Genomic DNA, 20874 nt, shown 5'->3' with positions numbered 1-20874 from the left:
CATGCAAACCAACCTCAGCGAAACAGCCCGCCGCCTGGCCCGCGCCGAAGAAGCCGAAAGCATCCTGCGATCCTGCGTGCACTGCGGCTTCTGCACCGCCACCTGCCCCACTTACCAGTTGCTAGGCGATGAACTGGACGGCCCGCGCGGGCGTATCTACCTGATCAAGCAGGTGCTCGAAGGCAAGCCGGTCACCGCCAGCACCCAGTTGCACCTGGACCGCTGCCTGACCTGCCGCAACTGCGAAACCACCTGCCCATCCGGGGTGAAGTACCACGACCTGCTGGACATTGGCCGGGCGGTGGTCGAGCAGCAGGTGCCGCGCCCGCTCGGCCAGCGCCTGCTGCGCCAGGGCCTGCGTGCGGTAGTGCCGCGCCCGGCATTGTTCAAAGCCCTGACCCGCAGCGGCCAGGCGCTGCGCCCGCTGCTGCCGGCCACGCTCAAACGCAAGCTGCCGGCCCGCATCACGCCACCCGGCGACCGCCCCGCGCCACGCCATGCACGCCGGGTGCTGATGCTGGAAGGTTGCGTGCAACCAACCCTGTCACCCAATACCAACGCCGCGGCTGCGCGGCTGCTCGACCGCCTGGGCATCAGCGTGCAACCGATCCAGCAGGCCGGTTGCTGTGGCGCGGTGGACTATCACCTGAATGCTCAGGAGCAGGGCCTGCAGCGGGCACAGCGCAATATCGACGCCTGGTGGCCCGCCATCGAAGCAGGTGCCGAGGCGATCGTACAAACTGCCAGTGGCTGCGGCGCATTTGTCCGCGACTACGGCCACCTGCTGGAAAAAGACCCTCACTACGCTGCCAAGGCCGCGCGGGTCAGCGCACTGTCCCGCGACCTGGTAGAAGTTTTGCGCGATGAACCCGTCGAGCAACTGAGCCTTTGCGCCGAACAGCGTCTGGCCTTCCACTGCCCATGTACACTGCAGCACGCCCTGAAACTGGGCGGTGCGGTAGAAGCATTGCTGACGCGGCTGGGCTTTACCCTGACCTCGGTGCCCGACGGCCACCTGTGCTGCGGCTCGGCGGGCACTTATTCGCTGACCCAGCCTGAATTGTCGCTGCAACTGCGCGACAATCGCCTGAATGCGCTGGAAAGCGGCAAACCGCAAGTCATCGCCACGGCCAACATCGGCTGCCAGGCCCACCTCGACGGGGCTGGGCGCACGCCTGTGCGGCACTGGATCGAAATCGTCGAAGCAGCCTTGAACCCGGAGACCCCCATGCATAGCAAGTTCGTGATCGGCCAGGCCGAAATTGCCCGCGTACTGAGCGCCGCGCGCCAGGAAGCCCAGGCGCAGCAATGGAACGTGACCATCGCCGTGGTCGACGACGGCGGCCATCCGCTGGCCCTGGAGCGCCTGGACGGCTGCGCGCCCGCCAGTGCTTACATCGCAATGGAAAAGGCGCGCACTGCCGCATTGGGGCGCAAGGAGACGCGGGATTATGAAGAGATGGTCAATAGCGGCCGTACTGCTTTCGTGACCGCGCCGCTGCTGACCAGCCTGGAAGGCGGCGTGCCGCTGCGGGTGGAAGGCCAGGTGGTAGGCGCGATTGGCGTGTCCGGGGTCAAGTCCGAGCAGGATGCCCAGGTGGCCAAGGCTGGGGCTGCCGCGCTCTGAGTTCCGTGCCAACCTCTTCTGGGGCCTTACAGCCTGTTGCTATGCGGTTGGAGCGGGCATGCCCGCGAAGAAGCCAACACAGGTGTTACTGCGGCTCAACCACCACCGCCTCGCCAATCGCATAAAAATGCCCACCCGCGACGTAGTGCAGGCTGCGCCACTGCGGGTCGGCACTTTCATAGGCCCAGTGCCCATCCCGGAACACCCGGTCATCCGCCCAGGCGGCCACCACTTCGCCTATGAACAAGTCATAGGTGTTCTGGTTATGCGGTTCGTCGATCACTCGGCACATCAACCACGCCGAGCAGCCTTGCACCAATGGCGCCGCATGCCCTTCGACCCTCGCCAGCTGCACACCGATGCTGGCCAGTTTGTCGGGCTGGTCGAACAGGCTGCGGGTCCCCACCTGGTGGGTCAGTTGCGCCTGCGCAGCGGTCGGCACCTGGATCACGAACCAGCCACTGCCCTCCACCAACTGCCGGGTGCGGGCGATCTTGTCGAGCACCACGGTTACCTTGGGCGGGTCGAAGTCCAGGGCACAAGCCCAGGCAGCTGCCATGACGTTGTCTACCCCCTCGTGGCTGGCCGAAACCAGCACTGTCGGGCCGTGGTTCAACAGGCGATAGGCCTTTTTCAGGTCGACGGGCTGGAAATGGCTGTTCATGGCAATCCTCGGCAAGGCGGGTATCAGACGCCGAATTGTGCCGCAGACACCTGCCTCCCGCCAGTCAGCGGTGGCCTTCCAGCATCCTCAGAAATTTCCCACAAAGTTATAGGAAGCGTCTTACTTGCTGCCACTGCGCGCAGAAAACAAGATCGGCACTGGACAACGCAAGGTCGCGATCCAGAGGAGGCTCCGTATGCACCTGTACGCCCGCTCCATTGCCGCACTGCGCAGCAGCCTGCGTGAAATGCTGGCCCACGACATCAGCAACCCCGATGAAGACCCTCACCTGTCGGGGGTGATGTTCTTCTGCGCCACCGACGAACACTCCCGGCAACTGGTCGAACGTATCGAGTTGCTGGCCAGCGAAGTGTTCTTCGACCCGAACGGGCGAGCCATCACAGAGCATCTGAAAGCTGCCGCGGTGGATGGCGTGCGCATCAAGCGCAGCCGCAAGGCACCGGCGGACGAGACAGTGATACGCATTGCGCTGGCGGACAAAGGCTTTATCACCGTAAGCACCGCTCGGCTCTGAGTATCGGCATGCAGCCGTGCCTGCAGATATTGCGCACACCCCTGATCCGCTATCCTGAGCACTCCCCTGCTCTGGACCGCCCCATGGAACTGCACATTCGTCTGGAGGGCCGCAAAGGCCTGGCCGATCAGCTTTACCAGCAATTGCGCGACGGTATCGACAGCGGCCACTTGGCCGCCGGCACCCAACTGCCACCTACCCGCCTGCTGGCAGAACAACTGGGCGTCTCGCGCAAGACCGTGGCCGAAGCCTATTCACGGCTAACCTACGACAACCTGCTCAGCGGCGTGGTCGGCCGTGGCACCTTCGTCACCCCGCGCCATCCGCTGCGCAATAACGAAGCAGACACCATCCCCCTGGCCGGCGCCGCCTCCCTCGAGCGCTGGCAGCAACGCGCCACCGTGCTCGGCCAACGCCAGCTGCACGCACCCTCGCGCTATGACTTCGTCGGCGGTGCTTCGAGCAAGGCGCAGTTCCCGTTTGACCAGTGGCGCAGTTGCCTGAACTACGCGCTGCGCCGTAGCCAGCGCCACCCCGAGCGACAATTTCCGGCCCAGGGCCTGCCGGAGCTGCGCGAAGCCATTGCCCACCACATCGCCTACGCGCGCGGTGTGCACTGCAGCGCAGCCGACCTGCTGGTGTGCAACGGCGCCCAGCAGGCACTGGACCTGATCGCCCGGGTGCTGGTCGAGCCAGGCTGCCAGGTGGCGATGGAAGACCCCGGATACCCGCCGGCACGGCAACTGTTTCTGGCCCTGGGTGCACGGCTGCAGTCGGTTCCGGTGGATGGAGAAGGCCTGTGCGTGGAGCAGATCGCCGACGGCACCCGGCTGATCTACGTGACGCCCTCGCACCAGTTCCCACTCGGCATGCCGATGAGCGAGCCACGCCGGCACGCCCTGCTGGCACGGGCTGCCGAGCTGGGCGCACTGATCATCGAAGACGATTACGACTGCGAATTCCGTTACCACGGGCCGGCCTCGGATGCACTCAAGCGCCTCGACCGCCATGGCCTGGTGGCTTATGTGGGGACTTTTTCCAAGACCTTGCTGCCCGAGCTGAGGCTGGGCTATGCCGTGTTGCCACCCGCCGTGTTGCAGGCCGCTTGCGTGGCCAAGCACCTCAGCGATTGGCACAGCCCGACCTTGCTGCAGTGGGCGCTGGCGCGCTTTCTGGGCGAAGGCCACCTGAACAAGCACATCCGCCGCTGCCACGAAGTCTACAGTGCCCGCCGTGAGCGTATCCTGGCACGCCTGGGCGGCGACCTGGCACCCTGGTTCAGCGCCATCCCCGCCAGCGCCGGCTTCCACCTCAGTGCCCTGGCCTCACCCGGGGTGGATGTGGAGTTGCTGGCCAACCTCGCACGCAAGGTGGAGGTCGGCCTGTATTCGCTGGCGCCGTTCTTCAGCGAAGCGCCGTTGCGCCCTGGGCTATTGCTGGGCTTCGGCGCCATCGAATTGCTGGACATCGACCCAGCACTGGACAGAGTGCGCGATACCCTGCAACGCCTCAGTTGACCGGTGCGGCCTTGCCCACTACCGCCGGGCGGGCGATGGCCGCCGCATAGCCACGCGGGTTGAAGCACACGGTCACCAGCAACATTGCCAGAACAGTCACGGTCAGCAGTGTCCACGAAGCCTGGAAGTCGCCACTGACATCACGCAGCCAGCCGGTGATGTACGGCACGATACCGGTGATGATAAAGCCGATGCCCTGCACGAACGCCGCCAGGCTGCCCGCCTCGGCAGGCGTTTTCAGGTGCTCCAGGGTCAGCGTCAGGCTTTGGCTGAAGCAGGCGCCCAGTCCAAAACCGATCATGGCTACCCACAGCCCCGAAGCCTGCGTAGGTACCAGCAGCAGGCCGAGGAATCCCGCCAGCTGGATTGCCAGCGCCAGCCACAGGCCTGGGCGCCGGTCGGCCCAACGCCGCAACAGCAGCGGCAGGCCGAGCGCACCTGCCACCTGGAACACGGTCATCAGGCCCACCAGATCGGCACCGCCCTGGGCGCTGCCGCCGTGCTCGGTGTGGTAAGCCGGCAACCAGGCCACCATGCTGGTGTAGCCGCCGTTGATCAGGCCGAAGTACAGGGCCAGCAACCACGCCCGGCGGGTGCCGAACCAATGCCCGCCAGTAGCCCCCGCCAACTTCGGCGCTTCCTGGCGCGGCCGCAGCACGGCCCAGGCCAGCACCGCCAGCACTGCCGGGATCGCCCACAGGCCCAGGCCGGCTTGCCAGTGACCGAAATGGCCGCTGATGTGTGGCCCGAGCACTGCAGCCAGGCCGCCGCCGCTCATCAGCGCGGCCGAATACAAGCCCATCGCCCCAGCCAAACGCCCGGGGAACCAGCGGTTGACCAGGCCCGGCATCATGCCCTGCACCACTGCCACGCCCAGGCCGGCGACCACCGCACTGGCGATCAGCGCCCAGGCACTGTCCAGCTGCAGGCGCCACAGGCAGGCCAGGGCAATCGCGGCCAGGCCCCCGAGCACACCGCCATGTTCGCTGACCCAGCGTCGCAGCCACGGTTGCAGCAACGGCACCAGGCCCATGCACAGCACCGGTAATGCCGTCAGCAAGGCGGCCTGCTGGTAGCCCAGGCCGGTGCTGGCGCGCATGGGTTCGAGTAACGGGCCGATACTGGTCAGAATCGGCCGCAAGTTCAGCGCCAGCAAAATCACCAGCAACAGGTTCAAGGCAGCTCTCATGGTGGATCTTTTCTCTTGTAGCAAGACCTGGCCATTATCCCGGCTTGGCTGGCCCGGCAGAAATAAAGAGATTGGATGCGTGTCAGTGGCCAGCTGAATAGGCGATTGGCCTCCTGATCATGCGAACGATTGGCTATCGGGGTGGCCAATGGTCGGCGCTACAGTAGCGCCATTACCACCCCGCACCTTTTGGAGACTGCCATGCACAACCGTATCGAATGGGCCAAACACGCACCCGAGGCCTACAAAGCCATGGTCGGCCTGGAGCAAGCCCTGGCCAAGAGTGGCCTTGAGAGTTCGTTGCTGGAGCTGGTACGCCTGCGCGCTTCGCAGATCAACGGCTGCGCCTACTGCGTCAACCTGCATGCCAACGATGCGCGCAAGGCGGGTGAAACCGAGGCACGTTTGCAGACCTTGTGCGTGTGGCGCGAAACCGCTTACTTCACCCCGCGTGAACGTGCGGCGCTGGCCTGGGTCGAAAGCCTGACCCGCCTGCCTGAGCACGGCGCGCCGCAGGGGCGATATGAAGCCTTGCAGGAGCACTTCGAGCCGGCCGAAGTGGCGAACCTGACCTTGGCGATTGCCACCATCAATGCCTGGAACCGCTTCGGGGTCGGGTTTGCCATGGTGCCGGCCTGATCATTCATTGATTGCCTGTACCGGCCAACCGCGCCCGATAGCTGCCGGGGCTGTGGCCGGTCCACTTCTTGAATGCCCGGTGAAACGCGCTGGGCTCTTGAAACCCCGCTTGCTCGGCAATTTCGGCAATGCTCAGCTCGCCTTCGCGCAACCGCTCGAAGGCCATCGCCCGGCGCACCTCATCCTTGATCTGCTGATAGGACCGCCCCTCCCGCTCCAACTGCCGGCGGAACGTACTGGCACTGATCCCCTGCTGTTGCGCCAGGGCCGTCAACGTCGGCCACTGCCCATAGCGCAGGGCCCGCAGGTGCCGGTACACCTCGGCCACCAGGCCGTTCTGGTTGCGAAAACGGATCACCAGCCCCTGCGGCGCACTGCGCAGAAAGGTCTTCAAGGCCGCCAGGTCCTGCACCACTGGCAGGCGCAGATAGGCGCTGTCGAACTCCACCTCGGTGCGCCCGCTGCCCAGGCGCAGGTCTGGCCCCCACAGCAGCAGGTCGTCCTCCTGGGCCGGGCGTAACTCGGCCAGCTCGGTGCGATCGATGGCGATCCGCCGCCCGGCCAGCCAGCACAGCATGCCGATCATCAGCACCAGGTAGGTTTCCTCGGCATACACCCGAGTCAGCGGGTCGGCAATGTTCGACTGCACACTGATCAGCGCCCGCCCGCCACGTACGGTCAGGCTGCCCTGCAAATCACGCAGGAACAGGCCGAAACCGCCCATGCACTGGCGCAAGGCCTTTTCCAGGTTCGGTTCGAGGATCAAGCCCCGGCAGATCAGGGCAAAACTGCCCAGCGGCATGCCATGGCTGTCGAGGCGGAAAAATTCATCGTCCAGGCGCTGGATCAACGCCAGCCATAGCTGGGCGAACGCCTTGGCCGGCACCCGTGCCTGGGGCTGGTCGAGCAATTGCGGGGCGATGCCCACCGCCAGCAGCTGAGCGTCGCGCTCGGCGGGGCTGTCGCGCAGGGCATGGAGCATGGCGTTGAGGAAGTACACGGCGACCGAATCGCTATCGCGCATGGTGGTTTTCGCTGTCTATGCTGAGTGGCAAAAAGTGCCAGGTTGTTTGAACAGATCCGGCATAGGCTGCCACAGAGCCTTTGCCTAGACTCGGACCCACTCCGGGATATCGTCGGCCATTCTCGCAGAGCCTGGCCCAGTCCCGCCATGCCTTCGCAATCGGAGCCCCTATGAGCAGCGCAGAAATCTACGTCGTCAGTGCCGTCCGTTCAGCCATTGGTGGCTTCGGCGGTTCCCTCAAGGACCTGCCGCTGGCCGACCTGGCCAGTGCCGTGACCCGCGCCGCCATCGAGCGTTCGGGCCTTGCCGCCGAGCAAGTCGGCCACCTGGTGATGGGCACGGTGATCCCTACCGAACCACGTGACGCGTACCTTGCGCGGGTAGCGGCAATGAACGCCGGCATCCCCAAGGAAACCCCGGCATTCAACGTCAATCGCCTGTGCGGCTCTGGCCTGCAGGCCATCGTCTCGGCAGCCCAAGGCTTGCTGTTGGGCGACACCGAGGTGGCCGTGGCGGCCGGCGCCGAATCCATGAGCCGTGGCCCGTACCTGTTGCCACAGGCCCGCTGGGGGGCGCGCATGGGTGACTTGCAAGGCATCGACTACACCGTCGGCGTACTGCATGACCCGTTCCAGCACTTCCACATGGGCATCACCGCCGAAAACGTCTCGGCCAAGCACGGCATCACCCGCGAAATGCAGGACGAACTGGCCCTGACCAGCCAGCGCCGCGCCGCCCGTGCCATTGCCGAAGGCCGCTTCGACAGCCAGATCGTGCCGCTGGAGCTGAAAACCCGCAAAGGCAGTGTGCAGTTCAGTGTCGACGAACACGTACGTGGCGATGTCACCGCCGAACAACTGGCCGGCATGAAGCCGGTGTTCAAGAAAGACGGCACCGTTACCGCCGGCAACGCCAGCGGTATCAACGATGGCGCCGCCGGCCTGGTGCTGGCCACTGGTGACGCGGTGCGCCGCCTGGGCCTGAAGCCGCTGGCACGCCTGGTGGGTTATGCCCACGCCGGTGTCGAGCCCGAATTGATGGGCCTTGGGCCGATCCCGGCCACCCGCAAGGTGCTGGAAAAGACCGGCCTGAAGCTGCAGGACCTGGACGTGATCGAGTCCAACGAAGCTTTCGCCGCCCAGGCCTGCGCCGTGGCCCGCGAGTTGGGCTTCGACCCGGAAAAGGTCAACCCCAACGGCTCGGGCATTTCCCTGGGCCACCCGGTAGGCGCCACTGGCGCGATCATCGCCACCAAGGCCATCCATGAACTGCAGCGCATCCAGGGCCGCTACGCCCTGGCCACCATGTGCATCGGTGGCGGCCAAGGCATCGCCGTTGTCTTCGAGCGCGTTTGAGGGAGCCTGGTACATGAGCATTGAACAGATCGCCGTGATCGGCGCCGGCACCATGGGCAACGGCATTGCCCAGGTGTGCGCGGTCGCCGGCTACCAGGTGCTGTTGGTGGATGTTTCCGACGCTGCGCTGGAGCGCGGTGTAGCCACCTTGAGCAAAAACCTGGAACGCCAGGTCAGCAAGGGCACCCTGGAAGCGGACAAGGCGGTGGCGGCGAAAGCACGCATCCGCACCAGCACCGACTACACCCAGCTCAGCAGTGCGCAGCTGGTGATCGAGGCCGCCACCGAGAACCTGCAGCTCAAGCAGCGCATCCTGCAACAAGTGGCCGCCAACGTCGCCGCCGACTGCCTGATCGCCACCAATACCTCGTCGCTGTCGGTCACCCAGCTGGCCGCCAGCATCGAACACCCCGAGCGCTTCATTGGCGTGCACTTCTTCAACCCGGTGCCAATGATGGCGCTGGTCGAGATCATTCGCGGCCTGCAGACCAGCGACAGCACCTACGCACAGGCGCTGGTGGTGACCGAAAAAGTCGGCAAGACGCCGATCACCGCTGGCAACCGCCCAGGCTTCGTGGTCAACCGCATCCTGGTGCCGATGATCAACGAGGCGATCTTCGTGCGCCAGGAAGGCCTGGCCAGTGCCGAGGACATCGACACCGGCATGCGCCTGGGCTGCAACCAGCCGATCGGCCCTCTGGCCCTGGCCGACCTGATTGGCCTGGATACCCTGCTGGCGATCATGGAGGCCTTCCATGAAGGCTTCAACGACAGCAAGTATCGTCCTGCCCCGCTGCTCAAGGAAATGGTCGCGGCCGGTTGGCTGGGGCGCAAGAGCGGTCGCGGTTTCTTCACTTACTGAGGACAAGGCGCCATGCCCCCGGTCAATGCCGCAATGCGCTGTGCCAACTTTGAAGAGCGACGTGACCGGGCCATGGCGCTGTTTGCCGAAAAGGGCTTTGGCCAGGTCAGCATGCGCGAGCTGGCGGCCCATGTGGGGCTGACCGCCGGCTCGCTGTACCATCACTTCCCCAGTAAGCAGGACCTGTTGTACGACTTGATCGAGGAGTTGTACGAGGAGCTGCAGGCCACCCTGGACCAAGGACGACGGGCCATGGCACGTGGTGCGTCGGCATTGAGCTGCCTGATTGCCGCGCACTGGCAGTTGCATGCCGAGCGCCCGCTGCAGTTTCGCCTGGCCGAGCGCGACCTGTGCTGCCTGAGCGATGACCAGCGGGCACGCCTGGCCTTGTTGCGCAAGCGTTACGAGGCGGGGTTGCTGAGGTTGATCGCGCCGCAGGCGGCGTTGCAGGGGGAGGCTTTGGTGGCCACCGCGCATGTTGTGGCGACGCTGCTGAACCAGTTGCCGGGGATGTTGAAGGCACTCCCCGAGGAACAGGGGCTGGGGTTGATGGAGAGCATGTTGATGGGTGGATTGGAGCGGACCCTGCGTTAGACACGGCCACTGTAGGAGCGGCCTTGTGTCGCGAAAGGGTCGCGAAGCGGCCCCAGGATTTCAGCCTGCAGCCGATGTTGCTGGGGCTGCTGCGCAGCCCTTTCGCGACACAAGGCCGCTCCTACAGGAATAGCGTTTTACCTGCAGGCTTCAGCGCAGCAGTGCCTGGATCTGCTCGTGCAAGGTATCCAGGTCGAATGGCTTGGCCAGGATCGGAGCCTTGCGGGTGATCGGGCTGCCAGACTCGAGAATCTCCGCCGGGTAGCCGCTGATGAAGATGACCTTCAAGTCCGGTCGTAACTTCACGGCGGGCTCGGCAATCTCCACCCCGGAGATACCTCCCGGCAAGCGGAAGTCCGTCACCATCAGGTCCAAGTGCGGTTTGCTGGCCAGGATAGCGAACGCCTGCTCGCCATCTTCGGCCACCAGTACGTGGTACCCCTCGCCCGCCAGGTAGTCGCGCAGAATCATGCGAATCGCCGGTTCATCCTCGACGACCAGAACCACATCTTGTGCATCTTCACTCATGTTAACGCCTTGAAATGCTTACAGTTGGCCATCAGACCCCAGGCTTACGCAGAGGTTGCCCGCGCCTGGTCGTTTTGTTGTTCGTGTTTTGCCAGCGGTAATTGCAAGGTGAAGGTGGCGCCTTTGCCCTCTTCACTTTCGACCTGTATACGCCCGCCGTGGGCCTGGACGATCTGTTCCGAAATATACAGCCCCAACCCCAACCCGCCACTGGCCTGCTGGGCGGCGACCCGCTCGAACTGCTGGAAAATGCGCTGCTGGTTGGCTGCATCAATGCCGATCCCCTGGTCTTGCACCTGCACACACGCCAGGCCGTCCTGTTTGAATACGCGCACCTGCACCGGCTTGCGTTCACCGTAACGCAACGCATTGGACAACAGGTTGGCTACCACTTGCTCAATGCGAAATTCGTCCCACTCGCCTTGCAGCGGTTCGCAGCGTTGCAGCTCCACGTAGGTTTCCAGCGCCGTGGCCTGGGCGGTGAAGTTCTCTACCAGCCCCCGCACCAGTTGCCCAGGTCGAACACCTTGGGCCGCAGGGACAGTTTGCCGGTCCGGATGCGCGATACATCGAGCATGTCTTCGATCAGGCGTATCAGGCTGTTGATCTGCCGTTCGTCGCGCTCGACCATGGCCTGCAGCTTATCGCCACTGAAGGCAGCGAGGTTGCCGCGCGCCAGGTGCATCTTGCGCAGTTGGGTTTCCAGGATCAGCCCATTGAGTGGGGTGCGCACCTCGTGGGAGACGATCGACATGAAGTCATCACGCATGCGCACGGCATGTTCCAGCTCAACTCGCGCCGTCTGCAGTTGGGTCAGCAGCAGCTCCTGCTCCTGACGGCTGCGCTCCAATGCCTGCAATTGGCGGTCCAGCACTTTACGCTGGCGGTACAGGTCGACGAACACCGACACCTTGCTCTTCACCGCCAGGGTGTCGAGCGGCTTGTACAGGAAGTCCACCGCACCGCTCTCGTAGCCTTTGAAGGCATAGTTCATCTCGCGCCCGGCAGCAGTGACGAAGACGATGGGGATATTGCGGGTTTTTTCCGTGCCGCGCATCAGTTCGGCCAGCTCGAAGCCGTTCATGCCCGGCATCTGCACATCGAGGATGGCCAGGGCGAACTCGTGTTCAAGCAACAGCGACAACGCCGCTTCGGCAGACTGAGCCTGGTGCACCTCGCGGTCTTCTCCCTGGATCAGGGCGGCGAGGGCCAGCAGGTTCTCCGGCAGATCGTCGACGATCAGCAGTTTGGCGATGGTGTGGCTTAGCATGCGCTGGGTTCCAGGGCAGCGAGCAATTGCTCGATGCCACTCAGAGAAAGAATATGGTCGGGCTGGTGCAGGGCCAGGGCGGCCTCCGGCATCAGCGCAACCTGTGCGTCACGAGGGTCCTGGACGAGGGTCCTGCCCCCATTGTTCTTGATATAGGCAAGCCCTTGGGCGCCGTCTTCATTGGCACCGGTGAGCAGCACGCCAAGCAGGCCGTCACCATAGGCGTCGGCAGCGGACATGAACAGGTAGTCGATTGCCGGCCTGGAAAAATGCACCGGCGGCTCCTGGCTCAACGACAGGGTGAAATCACGCTCCACCGACAGGTGGTAGCCGGGCCCGGCCACGTAGATCAGGCCGGGGCGCAACGGTTCCTTGTCCTGTGCCTCGTGCACCGGCCGGTGCAGACGGCGCTGCAGCACTGCAGCCAACTGACTGTGGCGGTTATCCGGCAAATGCAGCACGCACAGCACAGGGATGGCGAAGCTGGCCGGCAACCCGCCCAGCACCGTGAACAACGCCGTCACGCCGCCTGCCGAGGCACCGATCACCACCGCACGCACGCCGTTCATGATTTACGGTAGATCCGCTCGGGTTTAACCAGCGGCTCAAAACGCTCGCTGTAGGCCGAGAAGTCCACCGACTCCTTGCTGCCCAGCACCAGGAAGCCGCGGTGGCACAACGACTCGTGGAACAACCCGAGGGCGCGATCCTGCAGCTCCTTGTTGAAGTAGATGAGCACGTTGCGGCACGACACCAACTGGGTTTCGGAAAACACGCTGTCGGTGGCCAGGCTGTGGTCGGCAAAGGTCACGTTGTCGCGCAGGGTGCTGTCCATGATGGCGTTGCCGTAGGCCGCCGTGTAGTACTCGGAAAAGTCCCGGCGACCACCGGCCATGCGGTAGTTCTCGGCGTACTCGCGCATGCTCTGCATCGAGTAGATGCCCTGCTTGGCCTTGTCCAGCGAATGCGGATTGATGTCGGTGGCATAGATGATGGTGCGCTCCAGCAGACCCTCTTCACGCAGCAGGATGGCCATCGAATACACCTCCTCGCCCGTGCTGCAGCCGGCAATCCACACCTTGATCGACGGCCAGGTGCGCAGCAGCGGCACCACTTCGTTACGCAACGCCAGGAAGTGCCCCGGGTCGCGAAACATCTCGCTGACAGGGATCGTCAGGTACTGCAGCAACTGCATGAACATGCCGGGGTCGTGCAGCACGCGCTCTTGCAGCGCCGACACCGTCAAGCAGTCGAACTGGCGCAGCGCGTGCAGGATCCGGCGCTTGATCGAAGCGCCGGAATAGTTGCGAAAATCGTAGCTGTACTTGAGGTAGATGGCCTCGATCAGCAAGCGGATTTCGATGTCGGTATTACGTTCGCTAGTCAAATTCGCTCCAGTTGCGGCAACCATACACGGATCAACGAGAACAGACGGTCCAGGTCGATCGGCTTGGCCAGGTAATCATTGGCCCCGGCCTGCAGGCAACGCTGCTGGTCATCCTTCATGGCCTTGGCGGTCACGGCGATGATCGGCAGCTTGCGCCAGCGCGGTTGCTGGCGGATCAGGCGGGTGGCCTCGAAACCGTCCATTTCCGGCATCATCACGTCCATCAGCACCAGGTCGATGTCGTCATGCTGCTCCAGGCGTTCGATGGCCTCACGGCCGTTACGGCCGATCTCGACGATTGCGCCCTTGTGCTCCAGGGCGCTGGTGAGGGCGAAGATGTTACGCACATCATCGTCTACCAGCAGCACCTTGCGCCCCTCGAACACCTTGTCGCGGCTGCGGGCGGTCTTGAGCATGCGCTGGCGCTCGTTGGACAGCTGCGACTCGACCTTGTGCAGGAACAGCGTCACTTCGTCAAGCAGGCGCTCCGGCGAGCGCGCGCCCTTGATGATGATCGAGCGCGAGTACTTGAGCAGGTCGGCTTCTTCTTCGCGGGTCAGGTTGCGCCCGGTGTACACGATCACCGGCGGGAAGGAACGGATATCCTCGGCGGTCATGCGCTTGAGCAGCTCGTTGCCAAGCATGTCCGGCAGCTTCAGGTCGATGATCATGCAGTCGTAGATGTTCTCGCGCAGCAGCGCAAGCGCGTCCTGGGCAAACGCCACGGCGGTGATCTCGACATCGTCGTCGCCGATCAGCCGGGCAATGCTCTCGCGCTGCAGGTCGTCGTCTTCCACCAGCAGGATGTGCTTGAGCTTCTGGGTCAGCTTGGCTTCCAGGCGGGCGAACACTTCCTTGAGCTCTTCGCGGCTGGTGGGCTTGACCGCATAACCGACAGCGCCCATGTGCATGGCGGCCTCGACCCGGTCTTCCACAGAAATGATATGCACCGGAATATGCCGGGTGCCGGCTTGCTCCTTCAGGCGTTGCAGCACGGTCAGGCCGGAATGGTCGGGCAGGCGCATGTCCAGCAGGATCGCATCGGGGATGTACTGGGCGGCCAGCTCGAAGCCTTCGTCGGCGCCCTGCGCCACTAGGCAGCTGTAACCCAGCTCGTGGGCCAGGTCGAAGAGGATGCGGGCAAAGTTCGGTTCGTCTTCGATCACCAGGATGCAGCGGTTGCTGAACGGTGCGCGCTCGCGGTCGTCGACAAATGCCAATGCCAGGCGTTTTGGCGCTGACACCACCGGCACCTGCGGCGCGGGTGGCAACGTATCGACCGCCGGACGCAGGCTGAGCGGCTCGACGTCCTGCGCCAGGCGCTCATAGTGCTCCGGCAGAATCAGACTGAACACGCTGCCCTGGCCGGGGCTGCTGTCGACGTTGATCTGCCCGCCGAGCAAATGCGCCAGGTCTCGGGAAATCGACAGGCCCAGGCCGGTGCCGCCATAACGGCGGTTGCTGGTGCCATCGACCTGATGGAAGGCACCGAAAATCGCCTGCTGCTGGTCGGCCGCAATGCCGATACCAGTATCGCGCACGGCAAACACGATGCCCGTGCCAGGCTGGTAGCCAATGTTCAGGCTGACCTTGCCACGCTCAGTGAACTTGATGGCATTGGACAGCAGGTTCTTGAGGATCTGTTCAAGGCGCTGGCGGTCGGTGAACAGGGTGGCCGGCACCTGTGCCTCGGCCGTTACCTCGAAGGCCAGGCCCTTGTGCCCGGCCAGCGGTTCGAACATCCCGCGCAGGCCCTCGACCAGGCGCTCCACCTGGGTGCTTTCTGGCCGCACTTCGAGCTTGCCGGCCTCGACCTTGGCGATATCGAGAATATCGTTGATCAAGTTGAGCAGGTCGTTACCAGCCGAGTAGATCGACTCGGCAAACTTCACCTGCTCGTCGCTGAGGTTGCCTTCGGCGTTCTCCGCCAGCAGCTTGGCCAGGATCAGCGAGCTGTTCAGCGGCGTGCGCAGTTCGTGGGACATGTTGGCGAGGAATTCGGACTTGTACTTGCTAGAGCGCTGCAACTCGTCGGCACGTGCCTGCAGTTCTTCCTGGGCCTGGACCAGTTCGTCATTCTTGCGGTCCAGCGCCTCGGTACGCTCGGACAACTGCTCGTTGGTCTGCTCCAGTTCCGCCTGCTGGGTTTCCAGGTGGGCCTGGGACTCCTTGAGCACGCGCGATTGCTCTTCCAGCTCTTCGTTAGCGGTTTTCAGTTCTTCCTGCTGCACTTGCAGCTCTTCGTTCAACTGCTGGGTCTCGGCCAGCACTTCCTGCAAACGCTGACGGTAGCGGGCGCTTTCGATGGAAATACCCAGGTTGCCGCCCAGTCGCTCCATCAGCTCGTTGTCGCGCGCCTGCAAAGGCCGCAGGAAGCCCAGTTCGACCACGCCGTTGATCCCACCATCGTCGATCGCAGGCATCAGCAAGGCATTACGTGGCAGGCCGCTGCCGAGGCCGGAACTCAGGCGATAGTAGTCTTCGGGCAGGTCTTCAAGGCACAGCAGGCGACCTTCGCGCACCGCTTGTGCCAACAGGCCATCATGATCGCCCTTTACCTGCTCCCGAGCCTGCTCTTCAGCATCCAGGCCATAGGTAGCCACCCGTACCAGGCGGCCATGCTCATCACGCACATACACCGCCCCCACCACACTGCCCATGTAAGCGGCAAAAAAGCGCAGGATGTTGTCACCCAGCATCGGCAGGGTCAGTTGGCCCAGTACCTGTTCGGCCAGCTGGGTCTGCCCGTTGCGCAGCCAGGCCTGGTGCTCCAGGCGCTCGGCCGCACGCTGCTGGGCCTTGGCGTTTTCTTCGTAGCTGCCAGACAGCGCCAGCAGGTCGCGCCGGCCCAGGTAGGCGAGCAAGGCACTCAGGCCGACGATGAACAGCACGAACACCGAAATGGCCGTGACGGTAACGCTGCTGACCTTTTCGTTACGGGCCATGCGCAATTGCTGTTCAGTGCCGATCAGGCCGTCGAACTCCTTGCGGATCTCGTCGGTAAGGCGCTTGCCGCGGCCATTGCCGATCGATGCCTGATAGTCGCCTTGGGTGCGGCGCAGGGCAATCATCTCGCTGCCGAAGGTGTTCCAGGCTTGCTGCAAGGCGATCAGCCGGTCGATACGGTCGACCTGCTGCGGGTTGTCTTCGACCATGCCGCGCAGGCTTTGCAGGCTGCCGAGAATGCGCGGCTTGGCCACCTCGTAGGGGTCAAGGAAACGCTCGTCACCCGTGATCAGGAAACCGCGCATGCCGGTTTCCATGTCGATCGACAGCTTGACCGTTTCGTTGGCATTGCCGATCACCCGGTCAGTGTGCTCGACCCACTGCATGGCCGAGAGCAGGTAGTTGATCACCGCGACGAAGGCCACGGCCCCCAGCAGGCCCACCCCCAGAGGGAGGCCGATGTTGCGGCTCAACAGCTTGCGAAAGCTGCGCTGGTCCATCGAGGCTGATTGAATCATGAGAAAACGCCCGAGCAAGAAAAGTCCATTGAAAAGAGTGGCCGATCAGTCATTGTTGTTATCTGCCACTGCGCCGTCCTGATAAGCGAGTCTAACCAGCTTTGACGGGTCTGGCAGGGCATTTAGCCAGTATTTGAAGGTTGCGTTCGGGAATCGTTCCATCTATTTGCATGGATCGGTATCCTCGGGAACTTCTGATGCCGCGCGGTGCACAGATTAAAGACACTCATTTGTACAGGATCCGAACCATGCACCTTCTGGTAGTCGAAGACGACGACATCGTCCGTATGCTGATGGTCGAAGTGCTCGACGAACTGGGCTACAACGTCATCGAGGCAGAAGACGCCGCGGCCGCCCTGCGGGTACTCGAAGACCCGAACCAGGCGCTGGCACTGATGATGACCGATGTGGGCTTGCCGGACATGCGAGGCGAGTTACTGGCGGGGAAAGCACGCGAACTGCGGCCGCTGTTGCCCGTGCTGTTCGCCAGTGGCTATGCCGACAGCTTCAATGTGCCCGAAGGCATGCACCTGATCGGCAAGCCGTTCAGCATCGACCAGTTGCGGGACAAGGTGGTGGCTATTCTGGGTAACCCTTGATAGGGGTATCGCCAACTACAGCGCCCTGCGCAAGAGGTAGGTGTCCATGATCCACCCCTTGCGCAGCCGCTCCCGCTCACGCACTTGCAGTATTTGCGCCTTCACTGCCTGCAATGGCCCGGCAATCAGTACCTCGTCCTCCGTCCCCAGGTACGCGCCCCAATAGATCATCAACGCCGGGTCATCGAGCAGGGCGAACGCGCTTTGCCCGTCGAGCATCACCACAACATTGTCGATAGGCCCATGCCCGCGCAGTCGCCGCCCCGGCAGCACGGTCAGCGGCTCACCAATGCGGTTGAGCGGCACTTGGTGGCGCGCTGCCAGAGCCTGAACGCTGCTGATGCCAGGGACTACCTGCAGGCGCAGCGCCACGCCGCGCTCGCGGACCAGGTCGAGAATACGCAGGGTGCTGTCATACAGGGTCGGCTCGCCCCACAGCAAAAAGGCGCCGGTCTCCCCGTCGCCAATTTCCTGCTCGATCAGTTGGGCATACAGCACAGCGCGCTGCCGGTGCCAGTCCTGCACCGCGCCCTGGTAGTCATCCGCCTGACCATCGCGCACAGGGTCGGCCACCTGCACCAGGCGGTAACCACCCTCGGGACGGTAGCGTTGCAGAATTGCCTTGCGCAGTTGCACCAGGTCATCCTTGTCGCGGCCCTTGTCGAGCACGAAGAACACGCAAGCGCTACGCAGCGCGTCGACTGCCTCATAAGTGACCTGGCGCGGGTCACCCGCGCCGATGCCGATCAACAACAGGTCTTTCATTGCCCTGCCCTTTGCGGGAACCAGCAGCCATTGTCAGGCGGCCACCGGTATTTGGCAAAGCGACGGCTTAGAAGATCGAGAAGTTGTAGCTGACAATGACCCGTGTTTCATCCATGTCACGTGCCCACTTTTCATAGTTGCTGCGGTAAGTGGAATTACGCAGGCGCACGCTGACATCCTTGAAAGTGCCACTTTGCACTTGGTACTTGAACTCAGTGTCGCGTTCCCATTCCTTACCTTCGGCACTGCTGCCCGGCACCTTGATGGAGTCGCCATTGATATAACGGGTGAAGAAGGTCAGGCCAGGCACCCCCAGTGCCTTGAAGTCGTAGTCATAGCGCACTTGCCAGGAACGCTCCTGGGCGGCGGCGAAGTCGTTGACCTGGGCATAGTTGACCAGGTATGGGTTGCTGCCATCCAGATACGGCATGGCGCTGTCGCCATACATGCGCTGCCAGCCGGCACTCACCTTGTGGCCACCCAGGCTGTAGCCAAGCATGCCGCTGAACGCGCGGTGGTCGATTGCGCCGGCACGGGCATTGCCGATGTCATCGCTCTTGATCAGGCGCAGGTCGGCAGACAGGCTACCCACTGCCAGCGGCTGGCTGGCCACCAGGCCGAGGAAGTGCTGGCGATAGATGTTTTCCAGCTTGGCGACCTGGTACTGGGCGCTGATCCGCTCGTTGAAACGGTAATCGACACCGGCCAGGTCGAAGTGGTCGGCTTCGGTATCGCAGGCATAGCGCTTGTTCTTGCAGTGCACGCGAATGTCCTGGCGGTCGGTAGAGTCCCGAGCGGTATATTTGTCCAGCCGCGCCACGGTGAACTTCAGGTTGCGCAATTCTTCGGAGGTGAGCATGGCGCCGTGGAACATGGTCGGCAGCAGGCGGCCATCGTTGTACTTGAGCAACGGCACATCCGGCATCATCGAACCGTACTTGAGCACGGTGTTGGAAACCTTGACCTTGGCCGCCAGGCCCATCTTCGCGTACTGGTCGGCAGAGCCGCGCGGATCATGCCCGGAAGACGGCAGCAAACCACTGTTACTGTCGGCAGGGCTGGAATCCAGTTTGAAGCCGAACATGCCCAGCGCATCAACACCAAAGCCTACCGGCCCTTGCGTATAACCCGACTGCACATTGAGGATGAAGCCTTGTGCCCATTCTTCGCGCTTGGACGCGCCCTGGCTGGAACTGCTGTGGCCGTCCCGGAAATCCCGGTTGAAATAGACATTGCGTGCTTCGACCTTGGCACTACTGTCTTCAAGAAAACCGGCGGCCTGGGCGTTGACGCCGGCACACAACAGGAACAGGCCGGCAACACGACGCCCAGGGGCGTGAGGGAAAGGGGCAAACATGCGAGAGAACATCCAGAATGAAGACAAGTTAACAACCTGTGGCGCGCGTTGGCCACGGTACTGCGGGAGCCGAACAATAGCCGACCATCATCTGAAATGATCGCGCAAAGGCTCTGGAACGGGCCATTGGACCATGGTCTAAGCACCTTGAGGGGCAGCCGGAAAAAAGCCGTGAAATAGCGCACGCAAAACTAGGAAAGTTCCCGTATTACTTATAAAAAGTTAGCGGTTTACCCAGTACCCATGAATGACTACACTCGATATCAGCGAACAGCAAATCCCACCCGCGTGGCCGGCGTTTTACGCTTATTCAATGTTCGTCACGCCCTGCCACGACTGACGTACAGGAGTGATTACAGTGTCCAGACTTGCAGAGTTTCGTGCTGCCGAAAAAGCGCTCCAGGAACAGATGGCGCAACTGGAAGCGTTGAAAAAGGATGCCGGCCTCAAACGCGAAATCGAATTCGAGCAGAAACTAGTCGGCCTGATGAAAAGCTATGACAAGAGCCTGCGCGATATCATCGCCATCCTCGACCCCAAGGCAGTAGCCCGCGCTTCCAGCGCAGCGCCCAAGCAACAACGCCGCCCGCGCGTGGTAAAGGTGTACCAGAACCCACACACCGGCGAGCGAATCGAGACCAAAGGCGGCAACCACCGCGGCCTCAAGGCCTGGAAAGAACAGTACGGGGCCGCCACCGTGGAAAGCTGGGTACGCTGATGAAACGTCCACACCTGCTTCACACTTTTTTCACAAAGGCTGGCTCAGTATCGAGACAGCTAAAGGACTAGCGACCCCATCACGCGCCCGCACATGCGGGCCTCTAATTCCAGCGCCCTGCCTTGTGCAGGGCGCTTTCATTTGCGCAATCGGCGCACTGCCGTATCATGGCCAGCCTGTCTGTTTTGCCGGCGCCCTGCGCCCGGCCCCGTCTCAGGAGTTCCCATGAGCCTGCACGATCTGCAAACCCTGCCTGGCGTCACCGCGCAACCTGACGCCGCCACCGCCCAGTTCGTCTTCAACCACACCATGCTGCGGGTCAAGGACATCGAGAAGTCGCTGGACTTCTACACCCGCGTCCTGGGCTTCCGCCTGGTCGACAAGCGTGATTTCCCAGAAGCCGCGTTCAGCCTTTACTTCCTGGCCTTGGTCGATCCGGCGCAGATTCCCGCCGATGACACCGCACGCCACCAATGGATGAAGTCGATCCCTGGCGTGCTGGAGCTGACCCACAACCACGGCACCGAAAACGATGCCGAGTTTGCCTACCACAACGGCAACACCGACCCGCGCGGTTTTGGCCACATCTGCATTTCGGTGCCCGACGTACGCGCCGCTTGCGCGCGCTTCGAAGCACTGGATGTACCGTTCCAGAAACGCCTGCAGGATGGGCGTATGAACCACCTGGCGTTCGTCAAGGACCCGGACGGTTACTGGGTCGAAGTGATCCAGCCAACCGAACTCAAAGGGTAAGCGTTCGTCGCGGCTCGCTCGTCGGGC

General features: G+C 63.1%; 19 protein-coding genes and 2 pseudogenes. 11 read left to right on the top strand and 10 right to left on the bottom strand.

What is annotated here, in order from left to right:
- Position 1 precedes the first annotated feature (1 nt).
- Both glcF and AB5975_20820 read left to right on the top strand, forming a co-directional pair.
- A pseudogene (gene glcF / locus AB5975_20825) lies at positions 2 to 1237 on the top strand (glycolate oxidase subunit GlcF).
- Positions 1229 to 1627 carry a heme-binding protein gene (locus AB5975_20820; GenBank protein XDR23006.1) on the top strand — a complete coding sequence of 133 codons (399 nt, stop codon included), beginning with the start codon at positions 1229 to 1231 and terminating at the stop codon, positions 1625 to 1627. Before glcF ends, AB5975_20820 begins: the two are co-directional and overlap by 9 nt.
- Positions 1628 to 1712: 85 nt before the next feature.
- Here the strand turns inward: AB5975_20820 and AB5975_20815 are convergent, their stop codons facing one another.
- Positions 1713 to 2291: a flavin reductase family protein gene (locus tag AB5975_20815; protein XDR18990.1), complete on the bottom strand. Its 579-nt coding sequence runs from the start codon at positions 2289 to 2291 to the stop codon at positions 1713 to 1715.
- A gap of 196 nt (positions 2292 to 2487) precedes the next feature.
- Here AB5975_20815 and AB5975_20810 point away from each other — a divergent pair, with 196 nt between their 5' ends.
- Both AB5975_20810 and AB5975_20805 read left to right on the top strand, forming a co-directional pair.
- Entirely contained in the window at positions 2488 to 2826 is a 339-nt protein-coding gene (locus tag AB5975_20810; protein ID XDR18989.1) for a hypothetical protein, read from the top strand.
- A gap of 83 nt (positions 2827 to 2909) precedes the next feature.
- Complete coding sequence (locus AB5975_20805) at positions 2910 to 4343, top strand: PLP-dependent aminotransferase family protein (GenBank protein ID XDR18988.1); 1434 nt, start codon at positions 2910 to 2912, stop codon at positions 4341 to 4343.
- On the opposite strand, the gene AB5975_20800 is transcribed toward AB5975_20805, so the two are convergent.
- Positions 4336 to 5532: a CynX/NimT family MFS transporter gene (locus tag AB5975_20800; GenBank protein ID XDR18987.1), complete on the bottom strand. Its 1197-nt coding sequence runs from the start codon at positions 5530 to 5532 to the stop codon at positions 4336 to 4338. The two genes, AB5975_20805 and AB5975_20800, sit on opposite strands and share 8 nt — an antisense overlap.
- Before the next feature lie 201 nt (positions 5533 to 5733).
- Between AB5975_20800 and AB5975_20795 the strand changes: the two genes are divergently transcribed.
- Positions 5734 to 6171: a carboxymuconolactone decarboxylase family protein gene (locus AB5975_20795; GenBank protein XDR18986.1), complete on the top strand. Its 438-nt coding sequence runs from the start codon at positions 5734 to 5736 to the stop codon at positions 6169 to 6171.
- A gap of 4 nt (positions 6172 to 6175) precedes the next feature.
- On the opposite strand, the gene AB5975_20790 is transcribed toward AB5975_20795, so the two are convergent.
- Positions 6176 to 7195 (bottom strand): AraC family transcriptional regulator ligand-binding domain-containing protein, encoded by a 1020-nt coding sequence (locus AB5975_20790; protein XDR18985.1) that lies wholly within the window; start codon positions 7193 to 7195, stop codon positions 6176 to 6178.
- A 170-nt stretch (positions 7196 to 7365) separates the two neighbouring features.
- On the opposite strand from AB5975_20790, the gene AB5975_20785 reads away from it, so the two are divergent.
- From AB5975_20785 to AB5975_20775, 3 genes are read left to right on the top strand one after another with little or no spacing between them, the layout of a single operon-like run.
- Positions 7366 to 8550, top strand: a complete 1185-nt coding sequence (locus AB5975_20785) for an acetyl-CoA C-acyltransferase family protein (protein ID XDR18984.1) — start codon at positions 7366 to 7368, stop codon at positions 8548 to 8550.
- Positions 8551 to 8563: 13 nt separating this feature from the next.
- Complete coding sequence (locus tag AB5975_20780; protein XDR18983.1) at positions 8564 to 9412, top strand: 3-hydroxybutyryl-CoA dehydrogenase; 849 nt, start codon at positions 8564 to 8566, stop codon at positions 9410 to 9412.
- Between the two features lie 12 nt (positions 9413 to 9424).
- Positions 9425 to 10006, top strand: coding sequence for a TetR/AcrR family transcriptional regulator (locus AB5975_20775; GenBank protein ID XDR18982.1), 582 nt, complete (start codon positions 9425 to 9427; stop codon positions 10004 to 10006).
- A gap of 150 nt (positions 10007 to 10156) precedes the next feature.
- On the opposite strand, the gene AB5975_20770 is transcribed toward AB5975_20775, so the two are convergent.
- The 5 genes and pseudogenes from AB5975_20770 to AB5975_20750 all read right to left on the bottom strand — a co-directional run bounded on the left by AB5975_20770 (position 10157) and on the right by AB5975_20750 (position 16655).
- Positions 10157 to 10534, bottom strand: a complete 378-nt coding sequence (locus AB5975_20770; GenBank protein ID XDR18981.1) for a response regulator — start codon at positions 10532 to 10534, stop codon at positions 10157 to 10159.
- 44 nt (positions 10535 to 10578) lie between these two features.
- A pseudogene (locus AB5975_20765) lies at positions 10579 to 11804 on the bottom strand (ATP-binding protein).
- Entirely contained in the window at positions 11798 to 12373 is a 576-nt protein-coding gene (locus AB5975_20760) for a chemotaxis protein CheB (protein ID XDR18980.1), read from the bottom strand. Before AB5975_20760 ends, AB5975_20765 begins: the two are co-directional and overlap by 7 nt.
- Positions 12370 to 13191 carry a protein-glutamate O-methyltransferase CheR gene (locus tag AB5975_20755; GenBank protein XDR18979.1) on the bottom strand — a complete coding sequence of 274 codons (822 nt, stop codon included), beginning with the start codon at positions 13189 to 13191 and terminating at the stop codon, positions 12370 to 12372. Before AB5975_20755 ends, AB5975_20760 begins: the two co-directional genes overlap by 4 nt.
- Complete coding sequence (locus AB5975_20750; protein XDR18978.1) at positions 13188 to 16655, bottom strand: response regulator; 3468 nt, start codon at positions 16653 to 16655, stop codon at positions 13188 to 13190. The genes AB5975_20755 and AB5975_20750 overlap by 4 nt, the downstream gene beginning before the upstream one ends.
- A 248-nt stretch (positions 16656 to 16903) precedes the next feature.
- Here AB5975_20750 and AB5975_20745 point away from each other — a divergent pair, with 248 nt between their 5' ends.
- Complete coding sequence (locus tag AB5975_20745; GenBank protein XDR18977.1) at positions 16904 to 17254, top strand: response regulator; 351 nt, start codon at positions 16904 to 16906, stop codon at positions 17252 to 17254.
- 15 nt (positions 17255 to 17269) lie between these two features.
- Here AB5975_20745 and cobF read toward each other — a convergent pair whose 3' ends face one another.
- Positions 17270 to 18019, bottom strand: coding sequence for a precorrin-6A synthase (deacetylating) (cobF, locus tag AB5975_20740; GenBank protein ID XDR18976.1), 750 nt, complete (start codon positions 18017 to 18019; stop codon positions 17270 to 17272).
- A 67-nt stretch (positions 18020 to 18086) separates the two neighbouring features.
- Positions 18087 to 19376 carry an OprD family porin gene (locus tag AB5975_20735; GenBank protein XDR18975.1) on the bottom strand — a complete coding sequence of 430 codons (1290 nt, stop codon included), beginning with the start codon at positions 19374 to 19376 and terminating at the stop codon, positions 18087 to 18089.
- Between the two features lie 358 nt (positions 19377 to 19734).
- Between AB5975_20735 and AB5975_20730 the strand changes: the two genes are divergently transcribed.
- Positions 19735 to 20094, top strand: coding sequence for a histone-like nucleoid-structuring protein, MvaT/MvaU family (locus AB5975_20730; protein XDR18974.1), 360 nt, complete (start codon positions 19735 to 19737; stop codon positions 20092 to 20094).
- Between the two features lie 225 nt (positions 20095 to 20319).
- Positions 20320 to 20847 (top strand): lactoylglutathione lyase, encoded by a 528-nt coding sequence (gene gloA, locus AB5975_20725; protein XDR18973.1) that lies wholly within the window; start codon positions 20320 to 20322, stop codon positions 20845 to 20847.
- Positions 20848 to 20874: the final 27 nt, after the last annotated feature.

Origin of the sequence: Pseudomonas putida (assembly GCA_041071465.1) — a bacterium.
GTDB lineage: Bacteria > Pseudomonadota > Gammaproteobacteria > Pseudomonadales > Pseudomonadaceae > Aquipseudomonas > Aquipseudomonas putida_P.
Note: the sequence above shows the minus strand (reverse complement) of the source record. Positions and strands in the feature narration are given on the sequence as shown.

Coding starts and splice junctions, on each gene's coding strand:
- AB5975_20735 (XDR18975.1), bottom strand. CDS start 19,376: ATGTTTGCCCCTTTCCCTCACGCCCCTGGGCGTCGTGTTGCCGGCCTG.
- AB5975_20820 (XDR23006.1), top strand. CDS start 1,229: ATGCATAGCAAGTTCGTGATCGGCCAGGCCGAAATTGCCCGCGTACTG.
- AB5975_20810 (XDR18989.1), top strand. CDS start 2,488: ATGCACCTGTACGCCCGCTCCATTGCCGCACTGCGCAGCAGCCTGCGT.
- AB5975_20785 (XDR18984.1), top strand. CDS start 7,366: ATGAGCAGCGCAGAAATCTACGTCGTCAGTGCCGTCCGTTCAGCCATT.
- AB5975_20790 (XDR18985.1), bottom strand. CDS start 7,195: ATGCGCGATAGCGATTCGGTCGCCGTGTACTTCCTCAACGCCATGCTC.
- AB5975_20745 (XDR18977.1), top strand. CDS start 16,904: ATGCACCTTCTGGTAGTCGAAGACGACGACATCGTCCGTATGCTGATG.
- AB5975_20780 (XDR18983.1), top strand. CDS start 8,564: ATGAGCATTGAACAGATCGCCGTGATCGGCGCCGGCACCATGGGCAAC.
- gloA (XDR18973.1), top strand. CDS start 20,320: ATGAGCCTGCACGATCTGCAAACCCTGCCTGGCGTCACCGCGCAACCT.
- AB5975_20795 (XDR18986.1), top strand. CDS start 5,734: ATGCACAACCGTATCGAATGGGCCAAACACGCACCCGAGGCCTACAAA.
- AB5975_20775 (XDR18982.1), top strand. CDS start 9,425: ATGCCCCCGGTCAATGCCGCAATGCGCTGTGCCAACTTTGAAGAGCGA.
- cobF (XDR18976.1), bottom strand. CDS start 18,019: ATGAAAGACCTGTTGTTGATCGGCATCGGCGCGGGTGACCCGCGCCAG.
- AB5975_20760 (XDR18980.1), bottom strand. CDS start 12,373: ATGAACGGCGTGCGTGCGGTGGTGATCGGTGCCTCGGCAGGCGGCGTG.
- AB5975_20770 (XDR18981.1), bottom strand. CDS start 10,534: ATGAGTGAAGATGCACAAGATGTGGTTCTGGTCGTCGAGGATGAACCG.
- AB5975_20800 (XDR18987.1), bottom strand. CDS start 5,532: ATGAGAGCTGCCTTGAACCTGTTGCTGGTGATTTTGCTGGCGCTGAAC.
- AB5975_20805 (XDR18988.1), top strand. CDS start 2,910: ATGGAACTGCACATTCGTCTGGAGGGCCGCAAAGGCCTGGCCGATCAG.
- AB5975_20815 (XDR18990.1), bottom strand. CDS start 2,291: ATGAACAGCCATTTCCAGCCCGTCGACCTGAAAAAGGCCTATCGCCTG.
- AB5975_20750 (XDR18978.1), bottom strand. CDS start 16,655: ATGATTCAATCAGCCTCGATGGACCAGCGCAGCTTTCGCAAGCTGTTG.